This window comes from Halobacterium yunchengense (assembly GCF_037031165.1).
GTDB lineage: Archaea > Halobacteriota > Halobacteria > Halobacteriales > Halobacteriaceae > Halobacterium > Halobacterium yunchengense.
In genome coordinates this window covers 438,724-458,675 of record NZ_JAYEZL010000001.1, presented here as the reverse complement: position 1 = coordinate 458,675, position 19,952 = coordinate 438,724, and the positions used below count along the sequence as shown (strand labels likewise).

The window sequence follows — 19,952 nt, the reverse complement described above, 5'->3', positions numbered from 1 at the left end:
GAGTCCGCGCCGGACTCGCAGTTCCCGCCATGCCTGCGACACAACTCAAGGATCCAGTCCACGGCTACGTCGAACTCGACCCCGCGCTCGTCGACCACGTCGTCGACCAGCGCGCGTTCCAGCGCCTCCGCCACGTCCGTCAGCTGTCGGCGACCTACCTCGTCTACCCGGGCGCGAACCACACGCGCTTCGAGCACTCGCTGGGCGTCTACCACCTCGCGAAGGCCGTCTTCGAGAACCTCCGCGAGCAGTCGTACTTCTACCGCGACGCCACCTCGTCGGAACTGGACGACATCCAGCGCACGCTGGAGTGCGCGGCGCTGCTGCACGACGTCGGCCACCCGCCGCTGAGCCACCTCGGCGAGCGATTCCTCGACGCCGCCGCCCTCCGCGACCGGCTCGCCGACCACGGCCTCCAGGCGGCGATCGCGGACGCCGGCGTCGACGACGACCCGGTCGCTGACGCAGCCGAGCACGAGCTCCTCGGCTGCCGAATCGTCCTCGAGCAGTTCCCGGAGAGCCTCGACGAACTCGGCGTCGACCCGCTGGACGTCTGTGCGCACATTCTCGGGTACAGCCTCGAGTACGAGCGCGGCGGCCGCTGGCAGCACGGCGTCGCCGCCCAGATTCTGCACAGCCCCATCGACGTCGACCGCCTTGACTACATCACGCGCGACAACCAGATGACGGGCGCCGACGTCCTCAGCTTCGACACCGAGCGCATGGTCGCGTCCTACACAGCCCACCCCGAGGAGGGCCTCGCGCTCTCGGACAAGGCGCTGTCGACCATCGGGAACTACCTAGAGGGCCGCATCGCGGTGTACATGTGGGTCACCCAGCACCACAAGTCGGTGTTCGCGAACGTCCTGCTCGGCGACCTGCTCGACGAACTCGCAGCGCTCGCCGACGAACCCCCAGTCACGGCCGACCGCATCCTCGCGGAGGGCATCGACGACAACACCGTGATGGAGCGCCTGCGCGTCGCCGCTCGCGACAACCTCGACTCGACGCTCGCCGACCTCTACGACCGCTTCCGCGGCCGGCGGTTCCCGGAGACGTGCTGGAAACACCGCATCGCGTACGCCGACCGCGTCGATGCTGACCTCGACGCGTTCAGCGACTGGCTGGTCGCGAACGCCGACCGACTCGAAGCCGCACTCGCAGACGACCTCGGCGTTCCGACCCACGAGGTCTGGATCGAGCAGTCCTACGTCCCCGAGTACGAACCGCAGGCCCTCGAGGACATCCCCATCGCGTACGGCGGCACGACGCGGTCGGTCGGCGGCTGGGGACTGTACGGCGACCGCGCGTTCGACAGCCCGATTCCGTTCGTCTACGTCCCATACGGCGTCGAGAAGCGAGCGACCACGACGCTGACCGAGTGGTTCCACGCCGACGCCGGAGCGACGCCGGACTGACGCCACCTACTCTTCCTCGCCTCGGAACCGACCGTAACGCATCGCTCCCTGTCGGAATCGACGCCTGGGGTCGTATTCGGTCGTCGCGTGTCGACGCGGCGCGTGCTCGTTCGCGACCGAATCTGTGTCGAGTGCGTCCCGCGCGCGGACGGATTTGCTATCGCGGGATGTCGTTTATCAGTCGGTCGTCCCGGCGGCGAGTCACCGAGACGAAACGGTGAAACGCCGGGGTACACAACGTGAAGGCAATGGACTGCACGAAGTGCGACCGCGAGGCGGTGATGCACGCGGCGTACTCCGGCGCCCACCTCTGCGAGCGCCACCTCTTCGAGAGCGTCGAGCGCCGCGTCCGCCGCCGCGTCCGCGAGGACGAGATGCTCCCCGCGGACGCGACGCCGGACGACCCCGAGACGTGGGTGATCGGGCTCTCCGGCGGGAAGGACAGCGTCGTCCTCACCGACATCCTCCACGACACGTTCGCCGAGGACCCGCGCGTGGAACTGGTCGCGCTCACCATCCACGAGGGCATCGAGGGCTACCGCGACGAGAGCCTCGAGGCCTGCGAGGCGCTCACGGCGGACCGCGACATCCGCCACGAGGTCGTCACGTACGCCGAGGAGTTCGACGTCCAGATGGACGACGTCGCCGCCGACGACCCCCTGGACATGGCGCCGTGCGCGTACTGCGGCGTGTTCCGGCGGGACGTCCTCGCGCGCTACGCCGACGAGTTCGGTGCGGACAAGCTCCTCACCGGCCACAACCTCGACGACGAGGCGGAGACGGCGCTGATGAACGTCTTCGAGGGGAACGTCGAACAGGTCGCGAGGCACTTCGACGCGAGCCTCGGGCCGTTCGACGAACGAACCGGTAAGGAGGGGATGATCCCGCGCGCGAAGCCGCTGCGGGACGTCCCCGAGAAGGAAGTCGCGCTGTACGCCCAGCTCCGGGACCTCCCCGTCCACATGGCGGAGTGCCCGCACGCAAGCGAGGCGTTCCGCGGCGAAATCCAGGACCTCCTCCTCGAGCTGGAGGAGAACCACCCCGGCACGCGGCACTCCATCATGGCGGGCTACGAGGAACTCGCGGCGCTGGCGGCCGACGAGTACGGCGAGGAGGACGCCGACGTCGGCGAGTGCGAGGAGTGCGGCGCGCCGACGACGCGCGAGAAGTGCCGGAAGTGCGCGCTCGTCGACGCCGTGAACGCGGTGTAGTGCGGTAGTGCGGTCGCTCGCGGGCGGTCCGGGTTCGGCGAAGAAGACGGCGACGGTAGCGGACGGACGTCGGTGCCGTGAGCGCTAGCGGATGACGTCGAGGCCGTTGTTCTGCTCGACTTCCTCCTGACCGCCGTCGGAGTGAGCGCCGCCGAAGCCGACGCCGTCGGCGCCCTCGTCGCCCGCGCGCTGTTTCGCGTTGGAGTCGACCTCCTTGAGCTCGCGGCGGGACTTGTCAGCCTGCTTCTGCGTGCTCGGGCCGAGCACCTGCGCGGACTGGACGCCCGTCATGATGGCCATGACCCGGACCTTGCCCTTGTAGTTCTCCTGGATGCGCGCGCCCCAGATGACGTTCGCGGAGGCGTCCAGGCGTTCGGTGATGTTGTCCGCGATGCCCTCGGCCTCCTTCAGCGTGAGGTCGGGGCCGCCCGTGATGTGGACGAGGCCGCCGCTGGCGCCGCGGTAGTCGACGTCCAGCAGCGGGTGGTTCATCGCGTCCTTCACGACCTCGTTGGTCTTGTTCTTGTCCTGGGTCTCGCCGACGAGCATCACCGCGACCCCACCCTGATTCATGATGGCGGTCATGTCGGCGTAGTCCAGGTTGATGAGACTCGGCTGCGTGATCGTCTCGGAGATGCCCTTGACGGTCTCCGCGATGATCTGGTCCATCACGGAGAACGCCTTGCCGATGGGCAGGTTCGGGACGTAGTCCAGCAGCCGGTTGTTGTCGAGGACGATGATGGAGTCCGCTTCGTCGCGGAGCTTCTCCAGGCCCTCCTCGGCTTTGACGGTGCGGGCGCGCTCGACGTTGAACGGCGTCGAGACCATGCCGACGACGATGGCGCCCTGCTCTTTGGCGATCTTCGAGACGACGGGCGCGGCGCCGGTACCGGTGCCGCCGCCCATGCCGGCGGTCACGAACACGAGGTCCGCGTCGCCGAGCACCTCCTTGATGGTGCCCTGGGCCATCTCGGTGGCGCGCTCGCCCATCGAGGGGTCGCCGCCCGCCCCGAGGCCGTTGGTGAGGGACTTGCCGACGAGGATCTTCGTGTCGGCCTCGATCATCTTGAGGTGCTGCTTGTCGGTGTTGATGGCGACGGTGTCCGCGCCTTCGACGCCGATGTTGTACAGCCGGTTGACGGTGTTGTTGCCCGCGCCGCCGGCGCCGACGATGACGATGCGTGGGTCGCCGAACTCGCTCCCGTCGGCGTCCGCGTCCATCTCGCGCTGTTCGGCTTCGGCGTTGTCGAGGGCGTCCTGGACGATGTCCTGCATCGTCTACACCTTCGCCCAGCTGTTCGCGCTGGCCTGTTCTGTCTGTTCGTCGAGCATCTCGCGAACGGCGGACCGAATCGCCTCGCTGCGATTCGGGAACTTCCCCCGTTCGACCATTTGCTCGACTTCGTCGATCTGCTGTTTCGGAATGCGGAGTGTCACACGCTCCATGGTTGGAATCCCCGTTTTGGTAAGACGGCCCACGTTCCCCGCGGCGCGTCTTACAGAACCGTGGGGGCACCGGGAACGCCCCGCAGTCGTGCGGTTTTCTGTAAGACAACCGTCTTACGTACAACTACCCACAGGGGCACACCCTATATAATTAACGGCGAGTGTAAACAGTCGTCTTACCTGTCGAACGCGTCGGCCGACGCGGTCCGCCGGCCGCAGTGCGGGCAGAACGCCCAGTCCGCGCGCACCTCGTCGCCGCACTCGCAGAACACGCGCTGGGCCGCCTTCTCTCCGCAGTTCGGACAGTACACGTGGTCGTCGGACAGCGACTCGCCGCACTGCGCGCACGACGCGCCGTCGCCGGGATGACCCACCGGCTGGCGCCCGTCGTTCGCCGGGCCGCCGCCCGCGCGACCCCGGTCGTGCTCGCGCCCCTGGTCGGACCGACCGGCGTCCGCGGCGCGGAACCCCTCCCCCGGCTCGACCGTGATACGGACGTTTACGTCCCGCTCGGGCGGGTCGCGAGCGCCGAGCCGACGCTCCACGAGTTCGTCCACGCGCTCGCTGACCACGTCGTCGAGGGCCGCCACTGCGGCGCCCGGGGCGTCGTCGCCGCTCGACGCTGCGTCGCCGCCAAGCGTGTCGGACCGCTCGAGGTACGCGCGGAGCGCGTCCCGCATCACCTCGCTCTTGGACGCCTCGAGGTTCTCGACGGCGTCCACGAGGTCGTCGTCCGCTCGGAAGGTAATCTTCGACATGCCGCTTCGGTACCACTAACGGGCGAGGGGGTTATCAAGCCACCCCACGCGTCAGACGCCCGTCACCCGCACCGAATGGCAACCCTTAAATCCGAACGACGGCTTACGAACGAATGCGCCCGCCCTTAGCTCAGACTGGTAGAGCAGTCGACTGTAGATCGACTTGTCCCCCGTTCAAATCGGGGAGGGCGGATTTGTTTTACAAATCCGACCGAGACGATTTGAGCTTGTGAGTCGCGCGCAGTGAAACGAGCACGTCTCACAGTGTTCAAATCGGGGAGGGCGGACTTCTCCTGCGAACGGAGAGCAGTGAAGACGTCCGACCGACGCGATTCGAGCAGACGAGTCGCACGCTCGCGAACGGAGTGAGCGAGACCGCCTCGGCGCGTTCAAATCGGGGAGGACGGACCTCACTTTCCGGGGATTCCGAACAGGAGAGAGTGCCGTAAACCGCACGTATACCTGTCTCTATCGTTCGAATCCGCGGTCGCGAGTACCGCGTCCGAAGACGGGTCGACCTCGCCCGGGGTCGGTGGTCCGCGGGGGCTGGCGCATCTCGTAGCCGAGACTGCCTACGTCGGGCCTGTCTACCGTTCCCTCGTGCGCGTCGACCAGCCGGGACCGCGTCGCGGCGTCAGTCAGCGTCGGACAGCAGCGGCGTGTAGCCGACCGGCGGGTCGGCGACGGGCACCGAGCCGACAGTGACCCAGTCGTCCCCGCGCTGTCGGACGAGCGCGCCGGTGTGAGTCCCGAAGACGACGTCGCCGTCCTGCGTGGTGATGCCGGTGACCGTCTCGCCACCTCGCGGGTGGTCGACTGCGTCGACGCTGCCGTCGCGGACGGCGAGGAGGGCGGGGGCGGCGTCCTCGTCGGTCCAGGTCGCGGTGTGGGCGAGCGCGCCGCCGGCGTAGACGGCGTCGTCGGCGACGGCGACCGACCGGAAGTACCGCTGGTCGTGGCCGCCGTCGAGGCGCGTCCACGTGCGGCCGGCGTCGGCGGTGTGGAAGAGCCCGAACCCGGTCGCGGCGACGAACTCGTCGCGGCCGGCGACGGCGAGCTCGTGGACGTCGTCGTGGACGCGGCCGCGGCGCTCGGTCCACGTGCGGCCGCCGTCGTCACTGACGTGGACGCCGCCGACTTCGACGCCGACGACGACGCGGCCGCCGTCGAGGGCGTGGACGTCCCGGACCTGCGCGAGGTCGTCGTGGCGCGGGAGCCGCCAGTCCGCCCGCGAGGGGACGTCCTGGAGGCCGTCGAGCTCGCGCCAGTCGAGGCCGCCGCTCAGGGGGGATTCGAGTGTGGCCGCGTAGAGGTGTGCGGGTCGGGTGCCGGCGTAGAGCGCGCCGTCGGGACCGGCGCCGACCGCGTACACGCGGTCCCGGGGCACGCCGAGGTCCGTCCAGTCGCGGCCGCGCCCGTAGTACAGTCCGGTCTCGGTGGCGGCGAACGCGCCGTCGACGCCGTCGAACGAGCGGAGTCGGAACACTGCGCCGGCGTCGAGGACGCGGCGCGCGTCCCCGCTCTCGCCGTCCACGCGGTAGAGTCCGTCGTCGGTGCCTGCGAGGAGCATACGCGTCGGTGGACGGGCAGGCGGATGAAGATTTCCTGAAGGCCGTATTAGTAGCCGGAACGACAGCTTCCGGGTGGGCGTCAGTCCTCGTCGAAGCCCGTGAACTCGAAGCGCGCGCCGCCGTCCGCGCCGTCCGTCACCGCGACGTCGCCGTGGTGGGCGTCCACGATCTCCGCGACGATGGCGAGCCCGAACCCGGTGCCGCCGTCGGTGGTCGTGTGGCCGGCCTCGAAGACCGAGTCGCGCTCGCCCTGGGGGATGCCGGGGCCGTCGTCCGCCACGTAGAACCGGCCCTGGCCGTCGTCGAGCGGGCCGACGGTGACCGTGACGCCGCTGCCGCCGTGCTCCACCGCGTTCCGGAAGAGGTTCTCGAGGAGGCGCTGGAAGCGCTCGGGGTCGGCGTGGACCGTGGCGTCTGCGGCGACGTCGAGCGCGGCGGCGTCCGTCTCGACGACCTGCCAGGCCTGCTCGGCCACCGCCGCCAGCGACAGGGGCTCCGTGTCTCCGACGGCCTCGCCCTCGCGCGCGAGCGCGAGCGTGTGGTCGACGATGTGGGCCATGCGGTCGAGCGCGCCTGCGGCGACGTCGAGGTCGTCGCAGCCGCCGTCGACGGTCTCGCGCGCGAGGTCGACGCGGCCCGCCGCGACGTTCATCGGCCCGCGGAGGTCGTGGCTGACCACGCTCGCGAACTCGTCGAGGCGCTCGTTCTGGCGCTCCAGTTCCGCGGCGTACGCCCGGAGTTCGTCCTCGCGCTCCAGCCGGGACAGCGTCTCGCGGGCGTGGGTCACGAGCAGCTCCGTGAGCTCGAGGTCCGTCTCGTCGAACCTGCCGGGCTCCTCGGCGACCGCCTGGAACACCCCGTAGCCGTCGACGGGGACGGTGATGGCCGACCGGTACGTGGGCTCCGCGGGCGAGACGTCGCGGTCCGCGACGTCGTCGACGAGAATCGACTCGCCGGTCCGGTAGGACTGCGCCGCGAGGCTGTCGTCGGCGTCGACCGGCGTGCGGCCGTGGTACTCGTCGGCCGGGACGCCGTCGGGGACGGCGACCGGGACGAGGTGGTCGCCCTCGACGGCGTCGACGATGCCGCGGTCGTAGTTCAGGATCTCGCGCGCCGCGTCGAGGACGTGGTCGTACACCGCTCGGGGTGACTCGCTGGCCTCGACGTCCGCGGCCACGTCGTGCAGCGCCTCCACTTTCTCCTTCTGGTCCTCGAGGCGGCGCTCGCGCTCCCGGCGCTCGGTGACGTCCGTGTAGACGACGTACCCGCGCGCGGACTCGCCGGCCGGGTGGATGGGCGCCGTCCGCACCCGGAACGTCCGCGTGCCGTCGGTCGTCTCCCGGTCGACCTCGACGTCGAGCCGGTCGCCGGCGGCCGCCCAGTCGCCTGTCTCCGGCGCCGACGCGTCGCCCGGGGCGACCAGGTCGTCGAGGGACTCGCCCGCCGCGTCCGCCTCGCGGTGTCCGAACGTCGCCGCGAAGGACTCGTTGACCGCCTCGACGACCGGCCGCCCGTCCCGGAACTGGACCTGGGCGATGCCGTCCGTGCGGTTCTCGAACAGCGCCGTGCGGCGGTCGCGCTCCTCGCGGAGCTCCGCCTCGCGGGCCTTGCGCTCGCTGACGTCCCGCACCATCGCGATGACCTGCTCGCGGCCGTTGATGGTCGCGCACTTCAGGTGGACCTCGATCCAGAACTCCTCGCCGGCCGCGGACTCGAACAGCCACTCGAACGTCTGCGGGCCGTCCTCGACGGCGGCGCGCACGCGCTTCCGGGCCTCCGACTGGGAGTACGGCTCGCGGTCGGCGCTGAACTCCCCGACGTCCATCGACAGCAGCTGCGCGCGGTCGTAGCCGAGCATCGCCGCCGCCCGCGGGTTCACGTCGTTGATGCGGCCGGTCTCCGGGTCGTGCAGGAAGATGCCGTCGGCGGCCTTCTCGAAGATCTCGCGGTAGCTCGTCCGGGACTCGTGGCGCTCGACGGCGTTCACGACGCGGTTCGCGAGGATGGTGTACTGGTCGGTGCCGCCCTCCTTCTGGAGGTAGTCGGTGGCGCCCGCGGAGATGGCGTCGCTGGCGACCTCCTCGCTGCCCTTCCCCGTGAAGAGGACGAACGGCAGGTCGGGGTACGACTCGCGGACGGCGTCGAGCAGTTCGAGGCCGTCCCGGCCGGGGAGGTCGTAGTCCGACACCACGCAGTCGACGCCGCCGTCGAGCGCGTCCAGCGCGGCGCCGGGGTCGTGGACCGTCTCGATGTCGAGGCGGTCGTCCTCGCGGGCGAGGAACTCGGCGGCGAGGGCGGCGAAGTCCGGGTCGTCCTCGACGTGCAGCACGCGGAAGCGCGAGGCCATGCTGGCTCGTTCGGTTCTCGCCGCTGGGGCTGAAAGGACTTCCGGTGGTCACGGCAGTCCCGGGCGGCGCGGACGCGCCGGCCGCGACGGGGCGGGCGCCGGCACGGTTGATGATTCCGATTGTTTCCTCCGAAAATATTTTCCCGGTGACCGCGAATACACGGGACGTGACACTGCTCGTCGCGGACGGCGGCCGGCGGTCGCTGCGCGACGTCCTGCCGTCGGAGGTCGCGGTCGTCGACGCCGACGCGGTCAGCGAGGCGGTCGCTCGCGACGCCCCCGACGTGGTCGTGGTGGACGCCGGCGCCGTCGCCGAACCCGGTGCGGTCGTCGACGCCGTCCGCGCGACCGACCCCGGGAGCGCGGTGGTCGTCGTCGGCACGACCGGGACGGACGCGGACGTGACGTGCGCGACCGCCGACCGGGCGTCCGTGCACGCGGCCGTCGAGCGCGCCGAGCGCATCGCGGACTACCGGCAGTCGGTGACCGCCCTCTACGAGGCGTCCCGGGACCGAGCGCTCGGCCGGCCGGACGCCGACCTCCGGGACGTCCGCCGGGACGCGGACGCGAAGTTCGACGACCTGCCGGCCGACCGCGAGACGTTCGCCGCGGCGCTCCGGCCCGACGACCGCGACGCGGCGGGCGACGACGACACTTCGGCGGACGACGGACTGGGTGGCGTCGATGGTTGAGGCGTTCGCGGTCGCCAGCGGGAAGGGCGGCACGGGGAAGACGACGAGCACGCTCGCGCTCGGGATGGCGCTCGCCGAGGACTACGACGTGACCGTCGTGGACGCGGACACCGGGATGGCGAACCTCCTCTTCCACGCGGGGCTGTCGGACGCCGACGTGACCCTCCACGACCTCCTGCTCGCGGACACCGACGCCGCCGTCTCGGACGCCGTCTACGAGCGCTTCGGGATGCGCGTCGTGCCCTGCGGGACGAGCCTCGCGGACTTCCGCGCCGCCGACGCCGGCCGCCTCCGGGACGTGGTCGCGGCGCTCGCGTCGGACGCGGACGTCCTCCTCCTGGACTCGCCGGCGACGCTCGCGAGCCGGAGCGCCGTGCTGCCCGTGGTGCTCGCCGACCGCGCGACGCTCGTCGTCCAGCCCACCATCCCCGCGCTCTCGGACGGCCTGAAGGTCCAGGAGTACGCCGCGTCCTACGACACGGGCGTCGCGGGCGTCCTCTTCAACAAGGTCCAGGACCCCGAGGGCGTCGAGCGCGTCGCGGAGCAGGCCCAGCGGTACTTCGAGGGGCCGACGCTCGCGACGGTCCCGGATTCGGACGTGGTGCGGGCGGCCCGCCGCGCTGGCGAACCGCTGCTCGCGTACGCGCCGGAGTGCGACGCCGCGGCCGCCTACCGGCGCGCCGCGGACGCCATCGACGTCCGCGAGACCGGCGCGGACGCGGTCGCCGACCGGTTCCGGAGCGCGGTGTTGCCCGACCAGCCATGACCGAGCTGACGTTCGCGCGCGTCGTCGAGGACGCCGCGGCGGCGCTCCGCGTCGTGCTGGACCGCGGCCTCACCGGGCACGCGGTCCTCGAGCCACAGGACGCGTTCCTGCTGGACGACGGCGGCGCGGGCGTCCTCGCGGTGACCGACGGCGTGCCGACGCACGTCCGCCACACGGGCACCGGCGACGGCGGCGCGGCGGCCCTCGCCGCGCTGGCGACCACGGGCCCGCTCCGAGTGGAGTGTTACGCCGGCAGCGGCGGCGACGTCCCGCGGACCGACGAGTACGCGGTCGCCGCCGCGGCGCCGGCCGAGCGGCTCGCCGGCGACGACGCGCTCGCCGACCGGACGCGGGCGGCCGCCGACGCCGCGGGCGTCGCCGCTCGCGAGGACGCCGACGCCGACGCCGACAGCCTGGACGCCGTCGAGGCGTTCCTCGCCGACGAGCAGCGCGTCGAGGCCATCCAGGAGCGCGCCCGCGAGGAGGCGGAGGCGCGCGCCGAGGAGTGGGGGTTCGACGACGTCGACACCGCGTAGCGCCCCGGGGCCGCCGCGGTCAGTGCGGCCTGACGACGCGCCCGAACTCGGTCGCGCCGTCCGGCGCGGCGACCTGGACGCGGAACGCGACGGCGACCACGACGGTCTCGCCGGCGCGCTCCTGGACGACGACGCCGCCGTGGTTCTCGCAGTCGCCGAACGCGCGGCCGTCGCCGCCCGGACAGGACACGTCGGCCGCGAGTCCGGGGTCGTACGTGACGTTCACCGCGACGCCGTCTGCGAGGCGTTCCCGCTCGAGGGACGCGAGCCGCGGCGCGAGCGACTCGCGGAGGCCCGCGACGGCCGCGTCGCGCTCGCTCCAGGGTCGCCCGGTCGCGGCGTCGGCGCCGGCGTCCGCGACGCGGTCCAGCGCCCGCGCCACGTCCGCGCCCGGGTCGTCGTCGACGCCGGCGACGGCGGGCGCGTACCCGAACTGGAGGTACGCGGCGGCGACCGGGACGAGCGCGAGCGCCGCCACGGCGGCCGCGACGAGCACCAGCTGGCCGCGGTCGCCGTCGGCTCCCGTCACGCGTACCACACCCTGACCGTCACGCGGCCGTTCCCGGTCGCGACGCGCGCGACGCCGACCGGCGCGTTCGACGGGCGTTCGTGACCGACCGAGCCGTGCGGCGTCGCCACGCTGAACATGAGGTTGTCGGGGAGGATGCGCTCGACGCGGCGCTCCAGGGCGGCCGCCTCCCGGTCGAACGCGGACTCCGAGGCGGCCACCTCCGCGAGCCGCGTGCGCTCGGCGTGCTGTGGCGGCTCGTTCGCGAGCACGGTCGCGGCGTCGGCCGCGTACGCGTCCAGCTGCGTGGTCTCGCCGACGCCGCCCGCGGGCGTCCCGAAGGCGAACGCCGTCGCCACCGCGAGCACGAACAGCACGCCGACGCCGGCCTCGACGACGGACAGGGACAGCTGCCCGCGGTCCCCGGCGGTCGCGTCCTCACGCATCGACGGTCACCTCGAGGACGCCCTTCGTGGTGGTCTCCGCGCGGTACGCGACGGTCACGCTCCCGGGCGAGAGGTCGGCGGTGGCGTCGAAGGACAGCGTCACCGTGTCGTACCGGGACAGCTCGACGTCGTACGCGCCGTCCAGTCCGTCGGGGTCGTGGAGGACCACGCGGTCGTTCGCGCGAACCGTCGCGAGGTCGGTGCCCGCGCGCGTGTCCACGGTGACCGTCGCGTTCGCGGTGCGGCGCGGCAGCGTGACCGCCTGCCGTCCCGCGAACGACGGCACGACCTCGTGGCGCTCGGCGGACGCGACCAGCACCAGCCGCCGCATCGTCGCGCCGCCGGTCGGGTCGCCGCGGGCCGCCACCGGCTCGCCGTCGAGCGCGACGCGGACCGCGGCGTCGCCGGGGACGAGGCGGTCGACCAGCCCGCGGCTCGCGTTCGCGACCGCGGCCGCCGAGAGGACGTTCGCGCGCACGGACAGCGGGCCGTCCGCGGCGACGAGGCGGTCGGCGGCGCTCGCGGCGACGCGGCCGTCCGTCGGCTGGCCGGCCGCGCCGGCGAACGCGCCGCCCGCGAGGCCGACCGCGAGACCGACGCTCGCCGTCACGAGCAGGAGCGCGACCGCGAGCGCCGGCAGGTTCGCCTGTGCGCGCTCCCGGCCGCCGCGCTCGGCGCGCGTCACGCCGCTCCCTCCGCGAGTTCGACGACGAGGCCGCCGTCCGGGTGGGCCCTCACGCGCACGACGCCTCCACCGTCCGTCCAGTTCCCCCGCACCGTCCGCACGCGGTCCGGGAGGACGAGCGGCGTCCGGCCGCCGACCCGCCGGTGCTCGTGGACGAGTGCGAGTCGCGCGCCCGACGCCTCGACCCGGTAGTCCCGGCCGCGGATCGTGTCCGGGAGCCTGACGCGCCGCTCTGCGAGCACCGTGTCGTTCGAGGCGGCCGCCGCGGCGACCGGTGCCGGCGGGACCGCGGCCTCTACCTGCGCGGCCGCGTGCTGGAGCGCGCGGTCGCCGACCGCCTCGCCCGCGGCGGTGCGCGCGTCCGGCACCACGCCGCCGTACAGCGTCGCCGCGAGCAGGGCGACGAACAGCACCACGATGCCGGCCTCCAGCGCTTTGCCGACGGCGGGCGCGGCCGCCCGGGACCGGCCCTCGCGCCAGGGGGTCACGACACGCTCACCTCGGTCTCGTGGACCACCAGGTACGCGGTGCGCACGCCATCGAAGTCGGCGACGACGCTCGGCACGCCGTCGCCGTCGACGTCGCGCTCGGTGACGGTGGCGTTCATGGCCTCGAACTGCCGGCGGACCGCGTCCGGGTGGGTCGTCTCCACGGCGACGCGGTAGCCGCCGCTCCCCAGCGAGCGCCTGCTGTGGGTGACGTTCGACCGGAGCGCGTACGTCGCCCCGCCGGACGCGGCGAGCGAGACGTCCCCGCGGAGCGCCGGCACGCTCACGACCAGCACGTCCGGGTCGGCGGTCACCGTCACGGGCGAACGCGTCCGCGACCAGCCGTCGCCGTGCACGAGCACGGAGCCCGCGAGGTAGGTGGCGCCGCGGTCGCCCGCCGAGAACTCGAGCGCGCCGGCGTCCACCGTCGCGGCGACGCCGCCGCTGTCGAGCACGCGCACCTCGCGGTCGAGCGTCTCGAGGTCGCCGTCCGTGAACGACACGCGGCCGCGCCGGACGCCGGTCGTCTCCACGGGCCGGAGCGCGTCGTCGAGGTCGGCGGCGACCCGGCGCGCGTCGCCCGCGGCGGCGTGCTGGTCGACGACGGTGCCGACGCTCGCGGTGAGCGCGCCGAGCGCGACCACCGTCACGCCGAGCAGGATGGCCACGCCCACGACGTTCGACTGGCCGCGTGCGCTCGCGCGCCACGAGGGACCGGTCATATCATCCCCACCCCGGCGAAGACGGCGTACGCGAACGCGACCAGCAGTCCGGAGTGCAACAGCGCGTCGTAGCGGCCGCGGCTCGCCGCGCCCGCGAACCACCCGCAGGCGAGCATCGTCGCCTGCGTCACGAGGTAGAACCGGTACTGGTCGCGGTCGACGTCGACGGCGCCCGGGTCGATGGCGAGGCCGCCGGCGCTGGCGGCGCCCGAGACGGACGACAGCTGCGCGAAGCTGTCGAGGACGGCGGTGTTGACCGCGACCGTGATGCCGACGACGAGGACGGCGGTCGTCCAGCCGACGGCGACGTACACGAGGAGCCGCGAGCGCAGCGACCGGCGCTCGTGGTAGAGCCGGCCGACCTCGGCCTGGAGCGCCTCGAAGGCGGCGTCGGCGTCGCTGCCGGCGTCGAGCGCGCCGGAGACCAGCCCGACGGTCTGGGCGGCGAGCTGGGTGTCGACGCGGTCGACGAACCGGGAGAGCGCGGCGGCGCGGACGTCGTCGCCGCGCGTCGTCACGGAGAGGTTGAACGCGAGGTCGGCGACGTCCGGGTTCAGGGGGCCGAGGTCGACGTCGCGAGCCACCCGGTCGACGGCGTCCCCGAACGGCCGCCCGAGGCTGACGTGGCCGGAGACCGCGTGCACGAAGTCCTGGATCTCGCGGTCCTTCGCGTCGTCGATGCGTGCGCGGCGGACGGCGACGACGCCGACGGGCACGGCGAACGCGACGTACCCGAGGAGGACGACGTTCGCCGGCCGGACCCCGGCGTCCCACAGCGCCGCGGCCGCCCCGACCGCGGGGAGCGCGCAGACGACCGCGGCGTCGGCCGGATTCCGCGGCGCGTTCGCGAGGACGCCGAGTCCCGCGGAGCGCTCGTGGCCGGTCCACGCGAACCCGCGCGGCCGCATCGCCTCGACGAGGTACGCGGCGAGCGCGCCGACGACGAGGACGAACGCGCCGCTGCCGAACACGAGGAGCTCGCGGACCGTCGCCGGCCCGAGCGGCGTCGCGACCGCGCGGCCGAGGCCGGGCGCGAGCACGCTGAGGACGGTGGCGACGATGACGAGCAGCGCCGGCAACACCAGCAGGACGATGAACAGCTCCGCGACGAGCTCGAGGAAGCCAGCCGCCCGTTCGCGGGTGCGCTCGCGGCGGTTCGCGAGCATCCGCGACTCGAGTTCGAGGTACTGCTCGACGGCGTCCGGTCCCTGGGCGGCGTGCTCGCGGAGCTTCAGGAGGAACGGCGCGAGCAACTCCCGGCTGGGCGTGTCGCGGGCGACCACGCGGAGGCCGCGGTCGACGCTCCCGGTGAGGTCGGCGGTGTTCAGGACGTCGCGGAACGCGGCCGCCGTCTCGCCGTACGCGGCCGGCCGGTCGGCGACCCGGGAGAACAGGTCGCGCTCGTCGGTAGTCCCCGACGCGAGCACGGAGAGGTACCGGACGGCGCCGGGGAGCGTGCTCTCGATGTCGGAGCGGCGGCTGCGCGCGAGCAGGCCGAGGTAGCGGCCGCCCGCCAGCACCGTCGCCCGCTTCGCGGCCAGGCCCGCCGGCAGGCCGACGGCGACGGCGGCCGTCACCGGCGCCGACAGGGGCGACCAGCGGGCGAGCGGGCCGAGCGCGGACGCCGGCAGGAGGAGCGCGCCGGCGGCCGCGGCCAGCGGGGCGACGGCGGCGAACGCCAGCCAGGACGCGCCGTAGACGCGCGCGAGGAACACGTCGAAGCTGACGCCGAGCCGGCAGGCGCGGTAGCGCTTCCGGTCGGCGTCGTGGCGGCCGGCGTCGGCGTTCCGCGCGAACAGCGCGTACAGCGCGCGGTCGAGCACGCCGAGCGTCGCCGTCACGCCGACCGCCCTCCCCGTCGGTCGGCCCCGGTCACTCGCCGGCCCTCCGGCGGAGGCGTTCGACCGTCGCGGCCTCGTCGGTGCGGAGGTCCGACAGCAGCCCGAACAGGTCCTCGAAGTCCGCGACGCCCTCGCGCTCGAGGTACTCGACGTACCGGCGCTTGCGCGCGAACTCGTCGCGGACGGCACCGACGGGGCGGTCGGTCTGCGCGGCGACGCTGTCGAGCAGGCGGACGTCGCCGCAGCCGACGAACGCGAACTCGCCGTCCGGCGTGCGCTCGAGCACGCGACGGTAGTGGACGACGTCGCCGTCCTTCTCGACGGACTCGACGCTGTCGTCCCCGGGGTCGGGGTCGGCGACGAGTTCGACGACGTCGCCGACGTACCGCTCGCCGTCGACGTGCCGCGGGAACACCACGAGGTCGACTTCCTTCAGGAGGTACGGCGGCACGCCCTGCTCGACGGCGCGGTTGACGAGCGTCTCGACGTCCTCGGCGTGCGTCGTGCCGACGACGCCGTGGCCCGTGTTCAGGACGTTCGCGAAGCTCTCGAAGCTCTCCCGGGTGTTGATCTCGGCGATGACCTCGACGTCCGGGTTGAGGTAGTTGGTCTCGGTCATCAGGTCCGCCATGGAGACGCGCTTGAACTCGCGCTCGTGGTCGCGGGTCGTCAGGGAGACGCCGGTCTCGTGGGGGAGCCGGACCTCCCGGGAGCCCTCGTCGATGCTGATGGGCCGGTCGTCGAAGGGGACGAACGGCATGTGGGCGTTCATGAGCGTGGTCTTGCCGACGCCGGTGGGACCCGAGAACAGCACGACGCCGTGGTGTTCGTAGGCGAGCCAGAGGAGCGCGACGACGTCGACGGAGAGGCTGTTCCGGTCGAGGAGGTCGACCGGCGTGAGCGCGTCCGCGGCCTGCTTGCGGATGGAGACGTGCGGGCCGTCCTCGCTGATGACGGGGAGCGCGACCGCACACCGGATGGTGACGTCGCCGCCGACCTCCGCGGGCTCGAGGTTGACCTTCGCGGAGGGGTTCGAGGCGTTGAGTTCGACGCCGTCCCTGGCGGCGAGCTGGGTGACGAGGTTGACGAACCGCTGTTCGTCGTCGAGGACGAGGTTCGTGGGGAGGCGGTCGGCGGTCGCGCCGAGTTCGGTGCGCGGGACGACCTTCACGCGGTCGCCGACGGCGTTCGCCTCGACGTCCTCGAGGCGGTCGTCGCGGATGGGGACGGTGAGCTCCCCGTCACCGACGAAGTCCCGGAGGACGTAGTACGTGAGGTCGTCGAGGCGGTCGTCGCTGAACCGGCGGTCGACGGGCGGGACGGCGAGGCCGTACTCGGCGAGCGCCGAGCGGACGCGGTGCCTGGTGGCGTCCAGCCAGGCGCGCGTGTTCCGCACGGTGAGCCGGCGCGTGAGGAACGTGCGGGCGCGGTCGGCGACGAACGCGGCGCGGTCGTCGTCGTCGCCGAGGCGGCCGTCGGCGTTCGTCTCCCAGATGCGTTCCTTGCAGTCGGCGACGAGTTCGTCGTCGCCGGGCAGCCGGTCGGGTTCGCGGACGGCGTACTTGGTGTCGAAGGCGTCCCGGCCGAGCACGCGCTCGCGGTAGACGACGACGGGCACGTCGAACTCGCGGAACGGGACGGTGTAGCGCGCGAGGCGCTCGGAGAGGAACCGGTCGAGGTGCGGCGGGTCCGCGGGGAGGTCGGTGACGGCGGGCGCGTAGTCGTCGGTGTGGACGACGAGCGCGTCCTCGTCGGCGGCGGCGTCCGCCACGTCGACGCCGTCGTCGAGCGCGAGCGGCGTGAGGTCGCCGAGGCCGCGGAGCTCGCAGAGCGCGTGGAACTCGACGCGGCGGCGCGCGGCACGCGAGCAGTCGGTGAGGCGGGCGACGACGCGCCGGTGTTTCTCGCCGAGGCCGGCGGCGACGCGCTCGCTGGTCCCCTCGCGCGTCCGCGGGCGGGAGAGCTGGGCGTCCGCGAAGTACCGCGTGACGGCGTCGAGCGCGGCGGCGTCGCCGTCGCTCAGCTGGGGGCGGCGGACGTCGTACGCGAACTCGCCGCCGCGCTCGCTGACGGTGGCGACGACGCCGGGGTGGACTTCGTACTGGCTGCGGACGTCGGGCGCGTACCACGCCGCCGGGTCGTCCGGCGGCACCGGTGCGGGCACCGCGGGGTCGCACGCTGGCATTGCGGCCAGGTCACTCGCTCATTGATTTAAAATTTAGCAAACGGAAACGAACGAGGGCGCGGTGGTTCCGGTCCCGCGTCAGGGGCAGTCGGCGGCGTCGAACGACTCGGGCTCCGGGCCCTGGCGGCCGAACCGGACGGTTCCGCTGGCGACGTCGACGAGTGCGACCTGGCCGCCGTACTCGTGGGTCTGGTCGTGGCCGCGGACGACCACGCAGGTAGCGTCGCCGACGTCGACCGTCGCGGACCGCGTGAACTCACGGGTGCCGTGGGCGTGCGCGAGGTCGCGGCGGCCGAGGCGGTCGCCGCCGAGCGACTCGACCTGCCACCAGTTCGCGTAGCCGTCCTCGCCGTCGTCGTCGTGGTACAGGGTCACGTCGAAGCGGACGCCGCCGTCCGTCCGTTCGACCGCGACGCCGGTGACGTTCGCCTCGCGGAGGTCGAGGTCCGCCTCGCCGTCGGCCGTCGCCGTACCGTCCGCCTCGCCGTCGGCCGTCGCCGTACCGTCCGTCGCCGTACCGTCCGTCGCCGCGCCACTCGTCGCTGCGTCGGTGGCGCGCTCGTCCGTCGGTGCCGTCGTCGCCGCGTCGGTCGTGTCCGCGTCGGCCGCGGGACTGCCGAGACAGCCGGCGACCCCGGCCGCCGGAACCGACCCGGCGGCCGCGAGGAACTGTCGTCGCTGCACGCACGGCGGTTGGGCGGCCAGCCACGTAAATCCGCGTACGCGACCGGGGCTCCTCGAGTCGCCCGCCGGCGTGCGAGACGTTCGCAAGACCTTTACTCCGGAACTCGTAACCGTCCGAAAGTGGACCGGAACGCTCGCGCCCTGACCCTCGCCCTCCTCTGCGTGCTCGCCGTCGCGCTCGCGGCCGCGACGCTCGCGAACCCCCAGCACCCGCCCGGCGCCGGCGACGGCGCCGGCGGCCCCGGCTTCGACGAGTCCGGCCCCCCAGACCAGGGGGACGGCGACAGCGACAGCGGTGACGGCCTCCCCGAACCAGACGACGGCGTCGGCGCCATCCAGGTCGGCCCGGCCTGCGTGCCCTTCCTGCTGTCGCCGGCGTTCGGCGCGCTCGCGCTCGGCGCGTACCTCGCCGTCGGCGCGTACTTCTACCGCCGCGACAACCTCGCGATGGCCGTCGTCGTGCTGTTCCTGCTCACGATGGTGGCCCTGCCAGGCTGGCTGCTGTTCACCGGCTGTGGCTCGGACGCGCCCACCAACCAGGACGGCGGCGTCGTCCCCGAACTGCCGTCCGGCGAGCCGTCCGAGCGGCCGGCGGCCGGCGGCAGCGACGGCACCCACCCGCTGTTCGCGCCGACCACCGTGCTCGCCGGCCTGGCCGCAGTCGCCGTCCTGCTGGCGGCGGTCGCGTACCGCGCGACCGGCGACGACGAACCGCCCGAGGACCCGCCGATAGCGGCGGAGGCCGACGCCGATGACGAGGCGGCCCTCGGCGCGCTCGCCACCGCCGCCGGCGAGGCCGCCGACCGCATCGCCGAGGCCGAGGACCTCGAGAACGAGGTGTACCGCGCGTGGCGGGACATGACCGGCCACCTCGACGTCCCGCACCCCGAGTCGAGCACGCCCGCGGAGTTCGCCGCGGCCGCCCGCGACGTCGGGATGGACGACGACTCCGTCGCGGAGCTCACCGACCTGTTCCGGGAGGTGCGGTACGGCGGCGCGTCGCCGACCGAGGACCGCGAGCAACGCGCGGTCGACGCGCTGCGCGCCATCGAGGCCCGCTACGGGGGTGCGGAGTGATGCTGCGGCGCGTGCTCGCGGGCCTCGGCGTCGCGTTCGTCGCCGTCGGCGTCGCGGTCGCGGTCGCGCCGTCGGTGGCGGACGTCGTCCGCTTCCCGGCCGTCCCGACGGTCTTCGTCGGCGGGCTGGCGGCCGTGCTCGCGGTGGCGACGTACGTGTCGCGGCGCAACCTGGAGTTCCGCGACCAGGCGGCGGCGACCGTGCGCGCCAGCGGCCTGGAGGGGCGCTTCGAGCCGCCCCGACCGGGCGCGGAGGTCGACGACCAGCTCGCGGACGCGGACCGGGACGCCCTCGAGGCCCAGTTGCGCGAGCGCCTCCGGTCGGTCGCGGTCCAGGTGCTCGCGGAGTCCGAGGGCTGGACCGAGGCGGAGGCCGACCGCCGGCTCCGCGAGGGGACGTGGACCGAGGACCGCACGGCCGCGGCGCTGTTCTCCGACGAGGTGCCGCCGCCCGCCCAGGACGTCGTGGTGTCGATGACGGGCCTGGAGTCGACCCGGGAGCGCGCGCTCCGGCACGCGCTCGGCGAGCTGCAGCGCCGCGCCGGGCTCGACGCGGAGGGGGGTGACTGACC

Annotated in this window: 20 protein-coding genes and 1 tRNA gene; 8 read left to right on the top strand and 13 right to left on the bottom strand. The window is 73.3% G+C overall.

The window, feature by feature from the left end; all coding sequences use genetic code 11:
* Positions 1-29 precede the first annotated feature (29 nt).
* Both U5911_RS02310 and ncsA read left to right on the top strand, forming a co-directional pair.
* A complete protein-coding gene (locus tag U5911_RS02310; protein WP_336034959.1) occupies positions 30-1,418 on the top strand; it encodes an HD domain-containing protein in 1,389 nt (462 codons plus the stop codon).
* A 248-nt stretch (positions 1,419-1,666) separates the two neighbouring features.
* The gene (ncsA, locus tag U5911_RS02305) at positions 1,667-2,629 is read left to right on the top strand and encodes a tRNA 2-thiolation protein NcsA (protein ID WP_336034957.1); all 963 of its coding nucleotides are present in this window, start codon (positions 1,667-1,669) and stop codon (positions 2,627-2,629) included.
* A gap of 84 nt (positions 2,630-2,713) precedes the next feature.
* Here the strand turns inward: ncsA and ftsZ are convergent, their stop codons facing one another.
* From ftsZ to U5911_RS02290, 3 genes are all read right to left on the bottom strand, one after another.
* Positions 2,714-3,904, bottom strand: a complete 1,191-nt coding sequence (gene ftsZ / locus U5911_RS02300; protein WP_336034955.1) for a cell division protein FtsZ — start codon at positions 3,902-3,904, stop codon at positions 2,714-2,716.
* 3 nt (positions 3,905-3,907) lie between these two features.
* Entirely contained in the window at positions 3,908-4,075 is a 168-nt protein-coding gene (locus U5911_RS02295; protein ID WP_336034953.1) for a ribbon-helix-helix domain-containing protein, read from the bottom strand.
* A 176-nt stretch (positions 4,076-4,251) separates the two neighbouring features.
* Positions 4,252-4,833 (bottom strand): double zinc ribbon domain-containing protein, encoded by a 582-nt coding sequence (locus tag U5911_RS02290; RefSeq protein ID WP_336034952.1) that lies wholly within the window; start codon positions 4,831-4,833, stop codon positions 4,252-4,254.
* A 119-nt stretch (positions 4,834-4,952) separates the two neighbouring features.
* Between U5911_RS02290 and U5911_RS02285 the strand changes: the two genes are divergently transcribed.
* Positions 4,953-5,026: transfer RNA gene (locus U5911_RS02285), tRNA-Tyr, on the top strand.
* Positions 5,027-5,467: 441 nt separating this feature from the next.
* On the opposite strand, the gene U5911_RS02280 is transcribed toward U5911_RS02285, so the two are convergent.
* Positions 5,468-6,403 carry a WD40/YVTN/BNR-like repeat-containing protein gene (locus U5911_RS02280; protein WP_336034949.1) on the bottom strand — a complete coding sequence of 312 codons (936 nt, stop codon included), beginning with the start codon at positions 6,401-6,403 and terminating at the stop codon, positions 5,468-5,470.
* Between the two features lie 80 nt (positions 6,404-6,483).
* Complete coding sequence (locus U5911_RS02275) at positions 6,484-8,751, bottom strand: hybrid sensor histidine kinase/response regulator (protein WP_336034947.1); 2,268 nt, start codon at positions 8,749-8,751, stop codon at positions 6,484-6,486.
* A gap of 167 nt (positions 8,752-8,918) precedes the next feature.
* Between U5911_RS02275 and U5911_RS02270 the strand changes: the two genes are divergently transcribed.
* From U5911_RS02270 to U5911_RS02260, 3 genes are read left to right on the top strand one after another with little or no spacing between them, the layout of a single operon-like run.
* A complete protein-coding gene (locus U5911_RS02270) occupies positions 8,919-9,443 on the top strand; it encodes a hypothetical protein (RefSeq protein WP_336034945.1) in 525 nt (174 codons plus the stop codon).
* Positions 9,436-10,209, top strand: coding sequence for a nucleotide-binding protein (locus U5911_RS02265; RefSeq protein ID WP_336034943.1), 774 nt, complete (start codon positions 9,436-9,438; stop codon positions 10,207-10,209). The genes U5911_RS02270 and U5911_RS02265 overlap by 8 nt, the downstream gene beginning before the upstream one ends.
* Positions 10,206-10,745, top strand: a complete 540-nt coding sequence (locus U5911_RS02260; protein ID WP_336034941.1) for a DUF8054 family protein — start codon at positions 10,206-10,208, stop codon at positions 10,743-10,745. The genes U5911_RS02265 and U5911_RS02260 overlap by 4 nt, the downstream gene beginning before the upstream one ends.
* A 19-nt stretch (positions 10,746-10,764) precedes the next feature.
* Here U5911_RS02260 and U5911_RS02255 read toward each other — a convergent pair whose 3' ends face one another.
* The 8 genes from U5911_RS02255 to U5911_RS02220 form a co-directional block, all read right to left on the bottom strand.
* Entirely contained in the window at positions 10,765-11,274 is a 510-nt protein-coding gene (locus U5911_RS02255; protein ID WP_336034940.1) for a DUF7261 family protein, read from the bottom strand.
* The gene (locus U5911_RS02250; protein WP_336034939.1) at positions 11,271-11,699 is read right to left on the bottom strand and encodes a DUF7262 family protein; all 429 of its coding nucleotides are present in this window, start codon (positions 11,697-11,699) and stop codon (positions 11,271-11,273) included. Before U5911_RS02250 ends, U5911_RS02255 begins: the two co-directional genes overlap by 4 nt.
* Positions 11,692-12,384, bottom strand: coding sequence for a DUF7263 family protein (locus U5911_RS02245; protein ID WP_336034937.1), 693 nt, complete (start codon positions 12,382-12,384; stop codon positions 11,692-11,694). The genes U5911_RS02250 and U5911_RS02245 overlap by 8 nt, the downstream gene beginning before the upstream one ends.
* The gene (locus tag U5911_RS02240) at positions 12,381-12,872 is read right to left on the bottom strand and encodes a DUF7266 family protein (protein ID WP_336034935.1); all 492 of its coding nucleotides are present in this window, start codon (positions 12,870-12,872) and stop codon (positions 12,381-12,383) included. The genes U5911_RS02245 and U5911_RS02240 overlap by 4 nt, the downstream gene beginning before the upstream one ends.
* On the bottom strand, positions 12,869-13,594 hold the full coding sequence (locus U5911_RS02235) for a DUF7289 family protein (RefSeq protein WP_336034933.1): 726 nt from the start codon (positions 13,592-13,594) through the stop codon (positions 12,869-12,871). Before U5911_RS02235 ends, U5911_RS02240 begins: the two co-directional genes overlap by 4 nt.
* A complete protein-coding gene (locus U5911_RS02230; protein ID WP_336034931.1) occupies positions 13,591-15,435 on the bottom strand; it encodes a type II secretion system F family protein in 1,845 nt (614 codons plus the stop codon). Before U5911_RS02230 ends, U5911_RS02235 begins: the two co-directional genes overlap by 4 nt.
* 31 nt (positions 15,436-15,466) lie before the next feature.
* The gene (locus U5911_RS02225) at positions 15,467-17,620 is read right to left on the bottom strand and encodes a type II/IV secretion system ATPase subunit (protein WP_336034929.1); all 2,154 of its coding nucleotides are present in this window, start codon (positions 17,618-17,620) and stop codon (positions 15,467-15,469) included.
* Between the two features lie 78 nt (positions 17,621-17,698).
* Complete coding sequence (locus U5911_RS02220; protein ID WP_336034926.1) at positions 17,699-18,304, bottom strand: hypothetical protein; 606 nt, start codon at positions 18,302-18,304, stop codon at positions 17,699-17,701.
* 120 nt (positions 18,305-18,424) lie between these two features.
* Between U5911_RS02220 and U5911_RS02215 the strand changes: the two genes are divergently transcribed.
* Positions 18,425-19,381 carry a DUF4129 domain-containing protein gene (locus tag U5911_RS02215; protein ID WP_336034925.1) on the top strand — a complete coding sequence of 319 codons (957 nt, stop codon included), beginning with the start codon at positions 18,425-18,427 and terminating at the stop codon, positions 19,379-19,381.
* Positions 19,381-19,950, top strand: a complete 570-nt coding sequence (locus U5911_RS02210) for a DUF7269 family protein (protein WP_336034924.1) — start codon at positions 19,381-19,383, stop codon at positions 19,948-19,950. The genes U5911_RS02215 and U5911_RS02210 overlap by 1 nt, the downstream gene beginning before the upstream one ends.
* The last annotated feature ends 2 nt before the right edge of the window (positions 19,951-19,952 follow it).

What these genes read in the sequence shown, in the direction of transcription:
- U5911_RS02310 (WP_336034959.1), top strand. Translation starts at nt 30, where the DNA reads ATGCCTGCGACACAACTCAAGGATCCAGTCCACGGCTACGTCGAACTC.
- ncsA (WP_336034957.1), top strand. Translation starts at nt 1,667, where the DNA reads ATGGACTGCACGAAGTGCGACCGCGAGGCGGTGATGCACGCGGCGTAC.
- ftsZ (WP_336034955.1), bottom strand. Translation starts at nt 3,904, where the DNA reads ATGCAGGACATCGTCCAGGACGCCCTCGACAACGCCGAAGCCGAACAG.
- U5911_RS02295 (WP_336034953.1), bottom strand. Translation starts at nt 4,075, where the DNA reads ATGGAGCGTGTGACACTCCGCATTCCGAAACAGCAGATCGACGAAGTC.
- U5911_RS02290 (WP_336034952.1), bottom strand. Translation starts at nt 4,833, where the DNA reads ATGTCGAAGATTACCTTCCGAGCGGACGACGACCTCGTGGACGCCGTC.
- U5911_RS02280 (WP_336034949.1), bottom strand. Translation starts at nt 6,403, where the DNA reads ATGCTCCTCGCAGGCACCGACGACGGACTCTACCGCGTGGACGGCGAG.
- U5911_RS02275 (WP_336034947.1), bottom strand. Translation starts at nt 8,751, where the DNA reads ATGGCCTCGCGCTTCCGCGTGCTGCACGTCGAGGACGACCCGGACTTC.
- U5911_RS02265 (WP_336034943.1), top strand. Translation starts at nt 9,436, where the DNA reads ATGGTTGAGGCGTTCGCGGTCGCCAGCGGGAAGGGCGGCACGGGGAAG.
- U5911_RS02260 (WP_336034941.1), top strand. Translation starts at nt 10,206, where the DNA reads ATGACCGAGCTGACGTTCGCGCGCGTCGTCGAGGACGCCGCGGCGGCG.
- U5911_RS02250 (WP_336034939.1), bottom strand. Translation starts at nt 11,699, where the DNA reads ATGCGTGAGGACGCGACCGCCGGGGACCGCGGGCAGCTGTCCCTGTCC.
- U5911_RS02235 (WP_336034933.1), bottom strand. Translation starts at nt 13,594, where the DNA reads ATGACCGGTCCCTCGTGGCGCGCGAGCGCACGCGGCCAGTCGAACGTC.
- U5911_RS02225 (WP_336034929.1), bottom strand. Translation starts at nt 17,620, where the DNA reads ATGCCAGCGTGCGACCCCGCGGTGCCCGCACCGGTGCCGCCGGACGAC.
- U5911_RS02210 (WP_336034924.1), top strand. Translation starts at nt 19,381, where the DNA reads ATGCTGCGGCGCGTGCTCGCGGGCCTCGGCGTCGCGTTCGTCGCCGTC.